The organism is Atribacterota bacterium, from assembly GCA_028717805.1.
GTDB lineage: Bacteria > Atribacterota > Phoenicimicrobiia > Phoenicimicrobiales > Stramentimicrobiaceae > Stramentimicrobium.
The window spans coordinates 1-16968 of record JAQUNC010000043.1; the positions used below are offsets into that span (position 1 = coordinate 1).

Below are 16968 nucleotides of genomic sequence, written 5' to 3' on the forward strand. Positions count from 1 at the left end.
CTATAACCAGGACTTCCCGCATCAGAGTCTAGGTTATCGAACTCCTTGTCAATATTATCAAGAATATGGTAAAAATAAAGAGCAAGTACTAACTTAAAATGTGTCCTCTTAATAGGGAGCATTACACATTATTAAGGGAATTGTTTTTTTTGAGTAAATGTGCTATATTATATGTGAAGTATAAAAATGCTAAGTTACCCTGCTGTGAACGCTAAACTGAATAAGTTTTGACCCAACACTTTATAAAAAAGGAAATCGATCTCCGGGTGTGTAATGCAAGCCTGCGGTTTCCCGAGAGGGTTACCTAAGATTAACATTAACGTTAATTAACTGGAAGCATAAAGCATTTGGGTAGATATCCACCTGTTTGAGGATCGGAATCAAAACTTGAAGTTAGCGACATAGCGGGGTTATTATTTATGCTAATAGTTTAAACAGTAGCAAAAAATTTAGATGAATAATATAAAAAGATAGTTTAAAATTTTGAAATTATACGATATTATAAAAGACCTAATATAAAGAATTCAGGAACAACATTATTCTCTATTATTTGTTATTAACAGTAAAACTATATACCTATTGACAATTAGTTGTTATTTATATTATGATAAATAAGTTAAGCAAATATTCTATAAGAAAACAGCTCCTAATTAGCAGAAGAAAGCTATCACCAGAATTTATTCTGGAGAATAGTAAAAAAATAGCAGAATCTTTAATAAATTTAGATATTTATAGACAATCGACTAATATTATGCTATATATTGCTACTAAACGTGAAGTTCAAACACAGAGCATCATAAAATCTGCTCAGAAAGATAAGAAAAGGGTATTTATACCTCTGATCATCCGGAGAGATAATAAATTGCTTCCTTCTTTAGTAAAGGATTTTGAAAGGGAACTAGCCATAGGGGATTTGGGAATATTACAACCCAAAAGAGAATTCTTCAGAATATATCCATCAAATGTTTTAGACCTGGTAATTGTGCCAGGTGTTGCCTTTACCATCCAGGGTCATCGTTTAGGACGAGGTGGCGGATATTATGACCAATTTCTAACCCAGTTAAAACCAAAAACCTCATCAGTTGCCCTGGCCTTTGAGATGCAAATCCTAGAAAAAATACCCATTGAAGAAAAGGATATCCCAGTAGATTATATTATTACTGAAGCAAGAGTAATTAAGATTAGCGAATAAAATTTTCCTAAATATAGATATTAAATGAAATATATTTTGTGATGATGTTTAAATTTAATAATTGTTTTAAAATAAGAGTTATAAAAAATCTGTTGCGGTAAATTAGTGATTTATAGCAATAGCATTAAATATGTAATAAGATTGACACAGCAATTAAGGAGGAAATAGCAGGCTCATGGAAAAACAAAATGATATAGCAGAAGAAAAAAAGGAATCACAAAGCCAGGAGCAAATGGATTTGATGATGAATGATTCATTAAATGGCTTCAAACAAATCAGGAAAGGGGGAATAATTCGAGGAAAGGTTGTTAAAGTTGATGAAGAGGGATATCTTGTTGATATAAAGTACAAAATGGAAGGATTTCTACCTGCTACCGAAGATTCGCTGCTACGCGTGGGGCATGACAAAGTAAACCATACTTTGGAAGTAGATGATGAAATTGATGTTTATGTAGTGCAGGTTGATGAAAAAAATGGACAAATTTACCTCTCCCGAGAAAGAGCCCGCTATATACTCTTATGGGATCAACTTATTAATGCCTATAAGACTAAGAAACCGATACAGGGTGAAGTTATTGAGAAAAACCCCAATGGATTAATTGTTGACTTAGGCGTCAAGGCATTTGTCCCCTTATCTCAGGTGGAACAAAAATTTATTACCGAAAAAGATTTAGAAAAATACATAGGTAAAAAATTATCCTTCTTTATTCTCAAACTGGATAAAATAAAGAATAATTTAGTATTATCGCATCGCCTTGCTTTGGAAAAAGAAAGAGAGTCACTAAGACAAAAGACTCTTACCAATTTGAAGGTAGGACAGGTACTAACTGGAAAAGTGGTTAATATTACTGATTTTGGTGCTTTTGTTGATATTGGAGGCATCGAAGGATTACTCCATATCTCTGAAATTACCTGGAAAGAAATCAAAGACCCCCTGAAACTTATCCAGAAAGGTGATGAAATAAAAGTAAAGGTTATTGATTTTGATAAAGATCAGAATAAAATATCTCTTAGTATAAAACAATTAAATCCTAATCCCTGGGAGGTAGTGGAAGAAAAATATAGTATTGGAGATGAAGTTGAGGGAAAGGTTATAAGTATTAAGGATTTTGGAGCATTTATCGAATTAGAAGAGGGATTGAATGGTTTACTGCATATTTCTGATATGTCCTGGGCTTATACCCGAGCGCCGCATGAAGTTTTATCAGAAGATGAAGTAATTAAGGTTAGAATTTTAGATATTGATAAGGAAAAGAAAAAAGTATCTTTAGGATTAAAACAACTAATGGAAGATCCCTGGACAAACATTGAAGAAAAATATGCTGTGGGTAATACCGTAGAAGGCAAAATAACCCAGGTAACCTCTTATGGAGCAAACATAGAATTAGAACCCGGAGTTTCAGGGATTATCCATCTTTCTGAAATTGATTGGAAATACATCGAAAAACCTTCCAGTATATTAAAGAAATATGCGATATTACCGTTGAAAGTAATTAAAATTGATAGAAAAGATCGCTTAATATTCTTGAGCAGAAAACAGACCTTGCCCAATCCCTGGCAAAACATCGAAACAAAATATAAGGTTAACAATAAGGTAAATGGAGAAGTAAGAAGATTGAAAAATTTTGGTGCATTTATCTCTCTTGATGAAGAAATTGAAGGGTTTTTACCATTTTCAGAAATTACCTGGGAAGAGATTAAACATCCCAACCAGGTACTTAAAAAAGGCGACCAGTTAGAATTAAAGATAATAGAAATTGATTCAGAAAAAGCCCAGATAACCTTAAGTCGTAAGCGTCTTCTTGCTAATCCCTGGATCGAAATTAGAAAAAAATATGGAGTAGGCACTATTGTGGAAGGAAAAGTGGTTAATATTACTGATTTTGGTGCTTTTGTAAACATAGAAGAAAATATTGATGGTCTGGTACCTCTTTCTGAAATATCTAATCATAGAATTGACAAAGTAGATAGTGTTCTGGCGATAGGTGACACGGTACAAACATTGGTAACTAAAGTTGATGACAGAAGAAAAAAAATCAGTCTCAGTATTAAAAGAGCAGAAAAAGAAGTTCAGAAAAGGTTGATAAAGGATTATAATAAGAAAGAGGGCAATGATCGAATCTTGTTCAAAGATATATTTGGTGATGTTTTAAATTTTAAAAAAAAGTAATTAAGAGGTAAAACATTGGAAACCGGAGATAGGAAAAAACCCTACCTTGCTAATTTAAGGTTAGGTGAAATTTTAATAAATCAGGGCATTGTCAACTCCGAACAATTAAAGAAAGCCTTGGAAGCTCAGAAGATTGATAGTAAAAAGAAAATTGGAGAGATTTTAATCAGTCAGGGAGTAATTTCTTCAAAACAACTTAATGAGGCATTGCAGCATGTTTACGAGGCTGAATATGTAGAATTAGAAGATGTTATTCTAGATCCGGAAATAGTATCACTTATTCCTAAAAGAATTGCTCTTCGTTATAAACTAATACCTCTCAATAAGGAAAATAATACCTTGACTGTGGCAATGGCTAATCCGCTGGATGTCAACGCAATTGACTATATCAAAGAATACACCAAAATGGATGTTAATCCTAAATTTGCTAATGAAAATGAAATTATTAATGCCCTGAGTAATTATTATGACGCCGGATATCAGTTTGATGACCTTCTGGAAAGAGTTGACGTGGCCTCAGTTAGTGATTTTAGCGATGAGGTGAATCTTTCTGCACTGGAAGCTATCAGTCAAGAAGCTCCTGTTGTTCAGTTAGTTAATATGATAATCGTAGATGCAATAAAGGAGAGAGCCAGTGACGTCCATCTGGAACCCAACAAAAGGGGTCTATTGGTTCGTTATCGTATTGATGGCATCCTTCATGATATTCGTATTCTGCCAGTTAGGATTAAACCAGCAGTAATATCCCGGGTTAAGATATTGTCTTATATGGATATTGCTGAAAGAAGATTACCCCAGGATGGTCGTTTTCAACTTCGCTTTGGAGCCCGGGAAGTTGATTTAAGGGTATCTTCTATTCCTACTGTTTATGATGAAAAGATAGTAATGCGTCTTTTAGATAAGAGTCAGGGAGTTATTTCCCTGGATAATATCGGTTTTACAGAAGTTCAATTACAGGAATTCCGTCAGATGATTAACAATTCCTATGGCATTATTCTTATTACCGGACCTACCGGAAGTGGAAAGAGTACCACTCTCTATGCCGCCTTAAATGAAGTTGATTCTATAGAAAAAAATGTAATTACGGTGGAAGATCCGGTGGAGTACAAACTGGAAAGAATAAATCAAATAAGTATAAGACCTAAAATTAATCTAACCTTTGCCAATGCCCTTCGTTCAATTTTACGTCAGGATCCCGATATTATTATGATTGGGGAAATGAGAGATGTAGAGACCACTCATATTGCAGTACAGTCTGCTCTAACCGGACACCTTGTCTTTAGCACACTTCATACTAATGATGCAGTTAGTTCTCTAACTCGCATGATCGATATGGGAGTAGAACCTTTTCTTATTTCTTCCTCAGTGATTGGAGTTATGGCTCAAAGACTGGTACGTAAAATTTGTACCAAGTGTATTGAGGAGTATACACCTAAGGAAGATATTTTTCAGAATCTAAAGCTCAATATCAAAATACCGGCTAAAGAAAACACCAGACTTTATCGTGGCAAAGGCTGTGATTATTGCAAACATACTGGTTATTATGGCAGAGTAGCAATCTTTGAGATGATAGGCGTAAATGATGAACTTCGTTCACTGATTTTGAAAAAAACCTCCAGTAATGAGATAAAAGATGTTGCAATCCGCTATGGAATGAAAACCCTTCTCGATAGTGGAGTGGCTAAAGCTTTAGAGGGTATTACAACTATTGACGAAGTATTACGAGTTGCAGTATAATGATTTTTAATATTTATTAATTTTTATTTAAGGTTTGTAAATCCCAGCTCATATAAATATAATTCTGGTTATTTTTTGAGCAAGGAGTTCTTCCATGAGAAAAATGAGCAGTCATCAAATTAGAGAAGCCTTTTTACAATTTTTCCAGTCTAAGGGACATAAGATTATGCCCAGCGCCTCTCTTATTCCTGAAGATCCAACTATTTTATTTACTATTGCCGGCATGGTTCCTTTTAAACCTATTTTTTTAGGTCAAGTGAAATCACCACTGAAGAGAGCAACGACCTCCCAAAAATGTCTTAGAACTAATGATATTGAAAATGTAGGAAAGACTGCTCGTCACCATACCTTTTTTGAAATGCTGGGAAATTTCTCTTTTGGTGATTACTTTAAGAAAGAAGCAATAATGTGGGGTTGGGAATTCTTTACTGAAGTAATTGGTTTCCCGAAAGAGGATTTATATGTCTCAGTTTACAAAGACGATGATGAGGCATTTAATTTATGGCATGGGATGATTGGATTACCGGAAAATCGCATAGTAAAACTGGGAGAAGAAGATAATTTTTGGAAAGTTGGTCCAGAAGGTCCCTGTGGTCCCTGCTCCGAAATATATATCGATTTGGGTCCTGAAAGGGCTTCTGGTAAGAGTGGCGGAGTCGGGGAAGATGAACGTTATCTGGAGCTTTGGAACCTGGTATTTATGCAATATAATCGCAACAAGGATGGTTCCCTTGATCCCTTACCGTCTAAAAATATTGATACCGGTTTGGGTTTAGAAAGAATTGCTTCAGTGTTGCAAAAAGTCTCTTCAGATTTTGAAACAGATTTGTTCTATCCCATCATTCAATATACTGCCCAAAAAGCAGGAATCTCTTTTGGAGAGAGTCAAAAAAATGATATAGCCTTAAAGGTAATTTCAGATCATATTCGGGCAATGGTTTTTATGATTTCAGATGGTATCCTGCCTTCTAATGAGGGTAGGGGATATGTATTACGAATGCTGCTGAGAAGAGCCTTTCGTTATGGCAAACTACTCAATCTGAATGAGCCTTTTCTTTATGATGTTGCTCCTCAAGTTGTTCAAATCATGCCTAAAGCCTACCCTGAGGTAAAAGAAAGAGCAAATACTGTTTATGAAATAATTTTAACAGAAGAAAAACGTTTTCAGGAAACCCTGAATCTCGGTCTGGCTATTCTGGAGGAATATATTCAAAAACTGAAAAGTGGTAATCAGAAAATTTTAAATGGAAAAGATGCTTTTACCCTCTATGATACTTATGGTTTTCCTTTAGAGATTACTAGAGATATTCTATCCGAATCAGGATTATCAGTAGATGAACAGGAATATGAAAAATATATGCTGAAGCAGAAAGAGCGTTCTCGTCAATCGTGGGGGTTGGGAAAGACAGACCGCAATCTTTTAGCAAAACAAGAAAAGCTTTATCGGACCATTTGGTCTAACAGCGGAGATAACAAATTTTGTGGTTATGCCCAGGTGTCTGCCAGTACCAGAATTATTACTCTCCTGAATGACTCTGAACAGGTAGAACAGCTTACCACCGGTGAACAAGGAATGATAATACTGGAGGAAACACCGTTCTATGCAGAGAAGGGTGGTCAAAAAGGAGATACCGGGACTATTATGAGTGCCGATAATTCAAATTCAATTGCTTGTGTTTATGATACTCAGATGCCCCTGGAAGGATTGATAGTTCATTATGTAGAGGTAGAAAAGGGTACCTTCCGGAAAGATCAAATGGTCAAAGCCCAGATTGATAATCAGGAGAGGATTGCTATTGCTGCTAATCACACTGCTACTCATCTATTGCATTATGCCTTGCGTGAGGTGCTGGGTAGTCATGTCAAACAAGCTGGATCATCAGTTACTTCTGAACGTCTGAGATTTGATTATTCTCACTATGCTCCTTTAAAAAAAGAAGAGTTAGATCAGATTGAAAAGCTGGTTAATCAGAAAGTGAGTGAAAACTATCCAGTCACTTCTGAAGTGACTGATTTTCATGCTGCCCGACAGAAAGGAGCTCTGGCTCTATTTGGTGAGAAATACGGAGAAAAGGTTCGGATGATTGATATTGGTGGTTTTTGCAAGGAGCTTTGTGGAGGTACTCATTTGGATCAGACTTCCAGAATAGGTATCTTTAAAATCGTATCTGAACAGGGAATAGGCAGTGGAATACGTAGAATTGAAGCAGTTACCAGGGAAAAAGCATGGGAGGGTATAAAAAAAGATGAAACTATGTTGCAGGAATTACAAAATATACTGGCTGTTCCGCAGGATAGATTATTTCAGAAAGTACAGCAGCTATTAGTAGATAATGAATCATTAAAGCGAGAGTATCATTTACTTTGGAAAAATACACTTCCTTACCGCCTGGAAAAAATTATCCAAGAACGAAAAGTTGTGAATGGAGTAACAGTTGTCTCAGCAATTCTCGATACTCCTGATAAAACAGAATTAAGATTAGCAGGGGATTTGATTAAGGAAAAAATACATTCGGGAATAATTATTCTAGCCACAAAATTAAAGGAAGAGAAAATTAATTTAATTATTATGATATCTGATGATCTGATTAACAAGGGCTATGATGCCGTTAAAATCATTACCCCTCTGGCTAAAGACATCCATGGACAGGGTGGCGGCAAAAGACATTTTGCTCAAGCTGGCGGGACAGACCAGGCTCAATTAAGAGCTATCTTTCAGAATATTGAACAATATATCCAGCTTTAAAAATAAAAAATACTTTTACTTCACTACCAATCAACCACATTTATTTTATTTTTCCTGTATTATCGTTATAATAATAAATAATTATTACTAAATTCTATTGATGTATTAAAAAATAGGCCATAAAGGAGAATAATAATTTGAGAATACTGGGAATAGATCTGGGAGAAAAAAGAATTGGACTGGCTTTAAGTGATGCCCTGGGTATAACAGCTCAAGGATTACCAACTATCCAGGTACAGGCAGAGCAGGAAATCTGCCCAAAAATTATGAAAATAATCCAAGAGAAAAAGGTGGAACAGCTTGTTTTTGGATTACCAAAGAATATGAATGGAACGCTGGGACCACAGGCGAAAAAGGTACAGGAATGCGCCCAAAAACTGAAACAACTAAGTAGCTTACCGATAGATTTTGAAGATGAGAGATTAAGTACAGTGAGAGCCGAACAAGTGCTACTGGAAGCTGATACCAGCAGGGCAAAGAGAAGAAAGGTGATTGACCGGCTTTCTGCAGTGATTATATTGCAGTCCTATCTGGACCGTAAAGGTAAGAAAAAGAATGAAAATAATAGTTAACAGATTTTTTAATCTTTTATTTTTTTTATTCTCAGTTGGTTTCTTGGTATTAATACTTTCTGCTGCCTGGATTTTTCTACCAATAAAAATTGATGAGCCGATAGAAAAGATCATTGAAATACCCTACGGTTATAATAGCACTCAAATTAGGCAATTATTGGAAGAGGAAGGAGTTATCAGGCCTCATAATTATCTCTTTCAGGTAATAACGAAATTTATGAAAACTGATGCACTGTTACAATCCGGCGAATACCGATTTAGTTCTGCCCAGAATCTTGTTCAGATAATTGAACAGCTGATTAGAGGGAGGGTGATGCTATATCGTATAACTATTCCTGAGGGCTTTCAAGCTAAACAGATTGCTCGGTTGTTAGCAGATAGGGAAATTGTAGATTATGAAGTATTTCTAAAATTTATTAAAGAAGAAAATCAGTATCGAGAAGGGTATTTGTTTCCTGATACCTATGAATTTCCCAAAAATATTGGAGCAGAAAATGTTCTCAAGTTGATGCAGAAAAACTTTGAGGATGTAGTCTATAAACATATCAATCCTGAACAGAATTTTCCTGCTGGTTTAAGCTTTCATCAGATAATTATTTTAGCTTCTATTATTGAAAAGGAAGCCCAGGGAACAGAAGATAAGCCCAGGATAGCTTCGGTTTTTTATAATAGATTATCAGAGGGTATGTTTTTACAATCCTGTGCTACTATTCAATATTTACTGGATAAACCGCAGGAGAGATTAACTCAGCAGGACCTAACTATTGAATCACCATTTAATACTTACCTGTATCCGGGATTACCGCCGAAACCAATATGCAATCCCGGACTGGAGTCGATTTTAGCTGCGGTCCATCCCACGGAGGAAGATTATTTTTATTTTGTCCTGGGTAAGGATGGGAAACATGTTTTTTCCAGAACTTATCAGGAACATCTGGATAATAAACCCTAATTTTCTGTGGGAATAATTGAAAGAAGTTTAAAGTTTTCAGTAGGAGTTAAAAATGTTGCCCCTGATTATTGGTATTGCCGGAGGTACTGGCTGTGGAAAAACTACTGTAGCTAAAAACATCTGCCAGGATATAAAAAAGAAAAAAGCGATAATTATTGCTCAGGATGCCTATTATAAAGACCTATCTCATCTTGCCGTGGAAGAGAGAAAAAAGTTCAATTTTGATCATCCTTCTGCTTTTGATAATCAATTATTGCTGGATCACCTTAATCAACTAATAAAAGGTAAGACTATTCAAATGCCGGTATACTCTTTTCAAGACTATACCCGAAAAAAGTTGACCAAGGAAGTACATCCTGCCGATGTTATTATCCTGGAAGGTATATTAGTTCTGGAGGAAAAAACAATTCGAGATATGCTTCATATCAAAATTTATGTAGATACTGACTCAGATGAACGTTTTATTCGCAGATTGATACGGGATACCAGTGAGAGAGGAAGAAGCCTTACCTCAGTAGTAGAGCAGTACCTTAATCGGGTAAAACCCATGTTTTTACAATTCGTGGAACCATCAAAAAGATACGCTGATATTATTATACCTCAAGGAGGTTTAAATAAAGTAGCTATTGATATTATTACCAGCAATATCAATTCCCAAATAGATAAATTAAGAGAAGTTTGATTTAAAGAGAATCAAAGCCTGAAGGAGCTCTTATGTTTCGCTTCTATAAATTGTTTTTCCCTGATGTCTATCTGGAAAATATTTATTCTATAGATATAAATAAACTGAATGAAAATAAAAACATCAAAGGAATTATTGTTGATTTGGACAATACTATAGTCCCATGGGGAAATAAATATCTGGATAACAGGATTGCTTCCTGGATTGAACAGGTAAAACAGAGTGGAATAAAAATATGCCTTGTTTCTAATACCCATAATAATATCTCGGATATTGGCCATCAGCTGGGCATCCCGTTTTTTTACAGCCGCTATAAACCTATGAAAGGACCTTTCCTGGCAGCAATGAGAGCAATGAATACCAATAATAAGGAAACAGCAGTGGTTGGAGACCAGATATTCACTGATATATTGGGAGGTAATCGCTTACAACTATTAACTATATTGGTTCGTCCCTTAAGTCAGTCCGATTCGCTGGGTACTACTATTGTTAACCGTGGTCTGGAGCGATTTTTAATATCTTTCTGGTTAAAAAATGGTAAAATAAGATTAATTAAAGGGAAATGGCCAATATAATCCAGAAAGATGAAATTTGCCCTTTCTATTTAGTAAAGGTATAATTAATAAAAAATAAATATTATAATATTATAGACAATCCAAATATAAATCTAAATAAATTGAAAATCTATAGAATAGATGTAGAATAATACTATTAAACTTACTCGGGATTATGTTTATGTAATGAAATAGTTTTAATTAGTAATAGCTAATAATAAATAGCTAAAAGAGGTTAAAATAGTGGCTCGTTTTGTTAAAGAAAAAGGGATTGCCGGTGAATTCTTATTAAATTTACTGATTAATAAGAAGATTATTACTAGCAAAGAGATAGAAGAGATTGGTAAAAAGCAGGGAGAAAACAATTTTTCTATTCAAAAAATAGTCCTGGAAATGGGTTTAATTAGAAAAAAAGAAATGATGCAGTTGCTCTCTGAAGAAATCGGTCTACCCTATGTAGATTTAGAGACGAAGACTTTTGATCCATCTATTGTAGCAATGCTTTCTGAGGAGATATCTCGTAAACATAATCTGATAACCATTGGAAAACAGAGTGATAAATTAATTGTAGCAATGGCTAATCCCTTAGATGTTTATATTCATGATGAAATTAGAATCAAAACAGGTTATGAAATTGAACCGTATTTAGCCTTTAGTGATGATATTACTAAAGCTTTAGATTCAGTATACGGAATTACGGAAAACTGGCAGCAGATGATAGGTGAGATTACCTCACTCCCGGTAACGGCAGTGGAAGAAGAAGCTGAAGAAATGGAAATCACCAGGAGTGTCAGTGAGAGCCATGAGGCTCCTGTTATTACCCTGGTTAACCTTATTATGCTCAGGGCTATTAAGGAAGGAGCCAGCGACATTCATATTGAACCTTATGGTGACAAATTTCTAAAAGTAAGATACCGAATTGATGGAATATTACATGATATTATGTCTCCCCCTCGAAGTTTGCATATGGCTATCGTCTCCCGTATAAAAATTATGTCCAATTTAAATATTGCCGAACGCCGTCTTCCTCAGGATGGTAGAATCAAGGTGCAGGTTCATGGTCGTGAAGTAAACTTCCGGGTATCTACTATACCTGCTGTAAACGGAGAAAGTGCTGTTTTGAGAATCTTAGATCCAGCACAAATTATGCTGGATTTAAAATCAATTGGTTTTTCTGAGGACAATGTTATTAAATTTCAGGAACTAATTGAAAAACCAAATGGAATTATCTTGGTTACCGGACCTACCGGTAGCGGTAAATCTACAACTTTATATGCTGCCTTGAATATTTTAAATACTAATGAAAAAAAGATAATGACTATTGAAGATCCGGTGGAATACCGTCTGGATGGCATAAATCAATTACAGGCCAAACCTAAAATTGGTCTTACTTTTGCTGCTGGATTGCGAAGTTTTTTGCGTCAGGATCCGGATATCATGTTAGTAGGAGAAATCAGAGATAGGGAAACAGCTGAAATTGCCATTCAGTCAGCGTTGACTGGACATCTGGTCTTGAGTACCTTGCATACCAATGATGCTCCTAGCTCTGTTATTAGATTGGTTGATATGGGTATTGAACCATTTTTAATTTCTTCTTCAGTGATAGGAGTACTGGCACAAAGACTGGTGCGTAAGATTTGTCCTTATTGCAAAAGAGAAGCTCCTCTCACCAATGGCATAAAGATGGTTATGAAGGAATTTAATATCGCTCCAGATGAAATAAGATTATTCTATGGTGAGGGATGTCCTCACTGTAAACAGACTGGATATAAAGGCAGAACTGCCATTATGGAATTGATGGTGGTCAATGAATTCATTCGGGAATTAATTTATAGGAATGCCTCTCTGGCTGAAATTAGAGACATTGCCATTAAGAAAAATGGCATGATTTCTTTAAAAGAAGATGGTTTACTAAAAATCAGGGAAGGTATTACTACACTGGAAGAAGTTATGCGAGCCACTTCTAGCTGATGTGCCGGGACCAAAAAAATATTTTGGATTTAAGATAATTTTGTAAGTAAAATTAATACAAATAATAAAATTTTAAATTAAAATAGAAAATAAAAATTAATACAGCAAACTTAGCAACCAGAAAATAGAAATTTATTGTTCTTTACGCAAAACTAAGAGATGAATGCCAGATACCTGTTACTAACGACTAACAACCAGATAATAATGACTAAATACTATCAATATAAACTTATGTTTTAATAATCAAAGGCCAGTAGATTTTTAAACGATAAGTTATAACAGATTGATTAATTTTAATTACTCATTGCTATATTTAGTATATTATGCACAACGCAAAACGCACAACTAATTTAAGTGGTATAGCGCTATATGTGTTATACGGGTATACTATTTTAAACGCATAAAGCACTATGATATAACTAAACACATATTAAGGGGGTGAAATTCCAAAATGCCGACTTTTTCTTATAGAGCTCGAGACAATTCAGGTCAAATATTTTCTGGAGTGATAGAGGGTGATAATAGGGAAGCAGTCATTGACCGGTTAAGGGAGATGAAATATTTTATTATTTCAGTAGAACAAAAAAGCCAAACCCTTCTTTCTACTGAAATAACTCTTTTTAAGACCATCAAAATAAGAGATTTAGCAATCTTTTACCGTCAATTTGCCACCATGGTCAGTGCCGGTCTAACTCTGGTTAATTGCCTGGAGATATTATCCAAGCAAACCGAAAACAAGTTATTAGCTAAAAAGATTGATGATATTAAAAAAAGTGTAGAGCGTGGTTCTACCCTGGCTGATGCCTTTGCCAGTTATCCAGAAACTTTTTCCAAGCTTTATATCAATATGATTAAAGCAGGAGAGATAGGCGGAGTGCTGGATGATATTCTAAATCGTATGGCTACCCTTATGGAAAAGGAATACGAACTGCGTCAGAAAATAAAGTCTGCCATGACCTATCCCTCCTTTATCTTCGGTGCTGCATTAATAATGGCAGTATTTATGCTGGCCTTTATCTTGCCCCAGTTTGTAGGAATATTCCAGCAATTTGGTGGGCAGCTTCCCTTTTTAACCAGGATGCTGGTCTGGTTAACCATAGCTTTTAATCGCTACTGGTATATCTTTTTTGCCGTTTTCGCTCTTATTATTATTGCCTTCCTGGCTTATCTACGTACGAAAGAGGGACATAAAAATATTGACCGCCTGAAGTTAAAATTACCAATATTCGGTAATTTATTTCTTAAAACGTCTATTAACCGTTTTACCAGAACCCTTGGAACTTTAATCCGTAGCGGTGTTCCTATCATTCAATCCCTGAGAGTATCAGCAGAATCCATTGGTAATGATATTATCTCCGAAGCCGTTATGAAAGCCGCAGAACGTATCAAGGAAGGGCAGAGTATTTCGGCACCCTTAGAGGAAAGTAAAGTTTTCCCGCCCATGGTGACACAGATGATAATGGTTGGTGAAGAAAGTGGAGAGTTGGAGACAATGTTATTAAATGTTTCTCAATTCTATGACCAGGAAGTGGAAAGGGCTGTAGAACAGATGACCTCTGTAATTGAGCCGGTATTAATGGTAGTAGTTGCCGGATTAGTTGGGGTGATGGTTATCGCTATGTATCTACCCATCTTTAGTATGGTTAATTTGATTCAGTAGAAAAGTAGAAAAGTAATTAAGAGGTATAAATATTGTGATAGAAGAAGTAGCAAATAGCAGTACTGAGCAGAGTAATAACGGAAAAATTATTGAGGAACATCTGGATTTTTTACGAGAGATTGTTCAGGAATTTCAAAATTCTGGGGAATCCGAAGAAGTGCTTTTACAGGCAGGTTATATTGGTCTTTTAAATGCTGTGAATCTCTATCAAAAACAACAAAATATTACCTTTCAAGAATATGCCCGGAATCTTATTTGTGGTGAAATACGTAATTATATCAGAGGAAAAAATAAAAAAGTGGATGTACCTGATTGGCTGTCTATTATGATAAATAAATTATTAAATCAGATGCTTACTGCCTATAGAAAACAGTTTAATAAATTTCCGAATATTAATGAACTTTCCGAGATGCTCGATCTCTCACCGGAGATACTAAAGGAAGCCTTAAAGGCGCGTAAAGCGGCACAGGAAGTATCTATTGATCAGAAAAGAAGAAAAGATATCGATTTGCAGGGACCTATTGATATTAATAAAATAAAAAGAGAAATAAAGAAAAGAAGGTATAGAGACAATCGATAAGATCAGCGATAGTACTGTGAATAAATACATACCAATAGTTAAAGCTATTGCCAGGAGGCATATTAATTCAGGAGAATCCCTTGAAGATTTGGAGCAAATTGGTTATCTGGGATTGCTCAATGCCTTTCAGCTTTTTGATAAAACAAAAGGTGTTAAATTTGAAACCTATGCTACCTGGCTTGTTAACGGGGAAATACGTCATTATATAAGGGACAAAAATTCAGTGGTAAAGATTCCCCATTGGATAAGAGAGTTTAACCGAAAAATTGATAGATATGTAGAGAAATTTCACAAGGAATACCATAAATTTCCTACTATTAGGGAGATTTCTGACCAATTTAATATTACCGAAGATGGTATCAGAGAGGTATTGAAAGGCCGGAATGCAGTACAAGTGGTATCTTTAGATAAAGAATTAAGACAAGATGAACAGGAAAATATTCCTATGTTAGAGCAGATTAAAAGCAAGGAATATCGTTCTTTTCAATTGCCTGTAGAGGATAGTATACAACTAAGAAATGCTTTGCATTCGCTTAAGAAAATCCAGAAGCAGGTAATTTATTATCTCTTCTATAAGGATTTGACCCAGATTAGTACTGCAAAGAAATTAGGATTAACTCAGAGACAGGTATCTCGTATCAAGCAAGAGGCTATAGATGAATTAAGAAAAAATCTATAAATATAAAAGGAGCATCGGACGATGTTGGGGAAAAAGATAGTAGTAAAATACAATGATGGTACCATTATAAAAGGATACACCACCGATTTTAATCCCGATAAAGATTTTTTTCATGTTTATCTGGTTGATAAAGATTTAGAAACAGTTAGAGAGGAGAAAATTGAAATCAAACTTGAAGCCATAAAGGCGGTCTTTTTTGTCAAGAGCTTTCAGGGTAATAAGGATTATAAAAAAGTTAGAACCTTTGAAGGCCATTCTTCCGGTTCTCTTTCCCAGCGTAAAATCATAGTTATTTTTAAGGATGGGGAGAATTTTTACGGCACCACTCATAGCTATTCTCCAGAGCGGAGCGGTTTTTTTGTCTTTCCTATTGATGAAGAGGATAACAATGACCGGGTATTTGTCCCAAGGAGTGCCCTGGAAAAAGTACATGTCAAAAAATTTGGCAGTGATGACTTTGACATCTACCTGTACGAAAACTAAAAAAACGTATAGCGTATAACGTATATAGTAGTATACCGTAAAATAATGAAGAAGTTTGGTAATAATTAAGAATTAAAATTTCATGTAAAATATATGAGAAAAGATGGCTGAAAAAATAAATCATTTTAAAGAGCTAAAAATTTGGAGAAATGGTATAGAATTAGTAAAAAATATTTATTCTGTAACAGAAAGTTTCCCTGGTAATAATGAAATATATGGACTTATTTCTCAGATGAGAAGGTCTTCGATTTCGATACCTACAAATATAGCTGAAGGATTTAAAAGGTTGCATAATAATGAATTCAGACAATTTTAATATCGCTTTAGGTAGTTGTGCTGAATTAGAAACACAGTTGATTATAGCTAATGAATTGAAATATATATCAGATGAAACTAGAGAAAAAATTATTGATGATATAAATCATATTTCCAGGATGGTTTATAATTTAATAAAAAAATTATAACTATTTTTACTCCAAAAATGTGGTTTAATTATACGGTATACATTATACTGATATATATACTGGTATACCAAGGATTTTAAAGTGGCAGGACATAAGCTAGTAATTAAATATAAAGACGGCTCTATAATAAAAGGTTGGGTGGAAAATTTTAAACCTGAGCGGGGAATGGTTATTATTCATCCCTTAAAAGAATATTCTGATGAAGAAAGATTAGAAATAAGATTCGATGAGCTCAAAGCTATCTTTTTTGTGAAGGATTTTATAGGTAACAGTGAATATGAAAAAGTGAGAACTTTTGAAAATTATCCCTCCAGTTCTCCTACCCAGCGCCGTATAATTGTGCATTTCAAAGACGGCGAAAAGCTTTATGGTACCAGCTACAGTTATAATCCCCTTAAGACAGGTTTTTTTGTTTATCCTATTGATTCTTTGGATAATAATATCCGTATTTTTGCTATCAAAGACGCCACCGAAAGAGTCGAATTCCCCAATAATTTATCACTATAGGTGAAAGCTAAGCAGTATC

The 16968-nt window shown here is 34.9% G+C and carries 14 protein-coding genes, 1 other RNA gene and 1 pseudogene; all 16 read left to right on the plus strand.

What is annotated here, in order from left to right:
- The first annotated feature begins 193 nt into the window (after nucleotides 1-193).
- The 16 genes and pseudogenes from ssrS to PHD84_09000 all read left to right on the plus strand — a co-directional run bounded on the left by ssrS (nucleotide 194) and on the right by PHD84_09000 (nucleotide 16949).
- Nucleotides 194-415, plus strand: a non-coding RNA gene (gene ssrS / locus PHD84_08925) — 6S RNA.
- A gap of 189 nt (nucleotides 416-604) precedes the next feature.
- Nucleotides 605-1192, plus strand: a complete 588-nt coding sequence (locus tag PHD84_08930) for a 5-formyltetrahydrofolate cyclo-ligase (GenBank protein MDD5637921.1) — start codon at nucleotides 605-607, stop codon at nucleotides 1190-1192.
- 175 nt (nucleotides 1193-1367) lie between these two features.
- Nucleotides 1368-3362: a S1 RNA-binding domain-containing protein gene (locus PHD84_08935; protein ID MDD5637922.1), complete on the plus strand. Its 1995-nt coding sequence runs from the start codon at nucleotides 1368-1370 to the stop codon at nucleotides 3360-3362.
- Between the two features lie 15 nt (nucleotides 3363-3377).
- Nucleotides 3378-5099: an ATPase, T2SS/T4P/T4SS family gene (locus tag PHD84_08940; GenBank protein MDD5637923.1), complete on the plus strand. Its 1722-nt coding sequence runs from the start codon at nucleotides 3378-3380 to the stop codon at nucleotides 5097-5099.
- 94 nt (nucleotides 5100-5193) lie between these two features.
- Complete coding sequence (alaS, locus tag PHD84_08945) at nucleotides 5194-7845, plus strand: alanine--tRNA ligase (protein MDD5637924.1); 2652 nt, start codon at nucleotides 5194-5196, stop codon at nucleotides 7843-7845.
- Nucleotides 7846-7982: 137 nt separating this feature from the next.
- Nucleotides 7983-8417 carry a Holliday junction resolvase RuvX gene (gene ruvX / locus PHD84_08950; protein ID MDD5637925.1) on the plus strand — a complete coding sequence of 145 codons (435 nt, stop codon included), beginning with the start codon at nucleotides 7983-7985 and terminating at the stop codon, nucleotides 8415-8417.
- Nucleotides 8401-9369 carry an endolytic transglycosylase MltG gene (gene mltG / locus PHD84_08955; GenBank protein MDD5637926.1) on the plus strand — a complete coding sequence of 323 codons (969 nt, stop codon included), beginning with the start codon at nucleotides 8401-8403 and terminating at the stop codon, nucleotides 9367-9369. The genes ruvX and mltG overlap by 17 nt, the downstream gene beginning before the upstream one ends.
- Nucleotides 9370-9421: 52 nt before the next feature.
- The gene (gene udk, locus PHD84_08960; protein MDD5637927.1) at nucleotides 9422-10051 is read left to right on the plus strand and encodes a uridine kinase; all 630 of its coding nucleotides are present in this window, start codon (nucleotides 9422-9424) and stop codon (nucleotides 10049-10051) included.
- Between the two features lie 32 nt (nucleotides 10052-10083).
- On the plus strand, nucleotides 10084-10626 hold the full coding sequence (locus tag PHD84_08965; GenBank protein MDD5637928.1) for a YqeG family HAD IIIA-type phosphatase: 543 nt from the start codon (nucleotides 10084-10086) through the stop codon (nucleotides 10624-10626).
- A 222-nt stretch (nucleotides 10627-10848) separates the two neighbouring features.
- Entirely contained in the window at nucleotides 10849-12576 is a 1728-nt protein-coding gene (gspE, locus tag PHD84_08970) for a type II secretion system ATPase GspE (protein ID MDD5637929.1), read from the plus strand.
- A gap of 451 nt (nucleotides 12577-13027) precedes the next feature.
- Nucleotides 13028-14236 (plus strand): type II secretion system F family protein, encoded by a 1209-nt coding sequence (locus PHD84_08975; GenBank protein MDD5637930.1) that lies wholly within the window; start codon nucleotides 13028-13030, stop codon nucleotides 14234-14236.
- A 34-nt stretch (nucleotides 14237-14270) separates the two neighbouring features.
- Nucleotides 14271-14816: a sigma factor gene (locus tag PHD84_08980; GenBank protein ID MDD5637931.1), complete on the plus strand. Its 546-nt coding sequence runs from the start codon at nucleotides 14271-14273 to the stop codon at nucleotides 14814-14816.
- A 16-nt stretch (nucleotides 14817-14832) separates the two neighbouring features.
- Nucleotides 14833-15495 (plus strand): sigma-70 family RNA polymerase sigma factor, encoded by a 663-nt coding sequence (locus tag PHD84_08985; protein MDD5637932.1) that lies wholly within the window; start codon nucleotides 14833-14835, stop codon nucleotides 15493-15495.
- Between the two features lie 21 nt (nucleotides 15496-15516).
- Complete coding sequence (locus tag PHD84_08990) at nucleotides 15517-15978, plus strand: hypothetical protein (GenBank protein MDD5637933.1); 462 nt, start codon at nucleotides 15517-15519, stop codon at nucleotides 15976-15978.
- A 103-nt stretch (nucleotides 15979-16081) separates the two neighbouring features.
- A pseudogene (locus PHD84_08995) lies at nucleotides 16082-16442 on the plus strand (four helix bundle protein).
- A gap of 81 nt (nucleotides 16443-16523) precedes the next feature.
- Nucleotides 16524-16949: a hypothetical protein gene (locus tag PHD84_09000; GenBank protein ID MDD5637934.1), complete on the plus strand. Its 426-nt coding sequence runs from the start codon at nucleotides 16524-16526 to the stop codon at nucleotides 16947-16949.
- Nucleotides 16950-16968 lie beyond the last annotated feature (19 nt).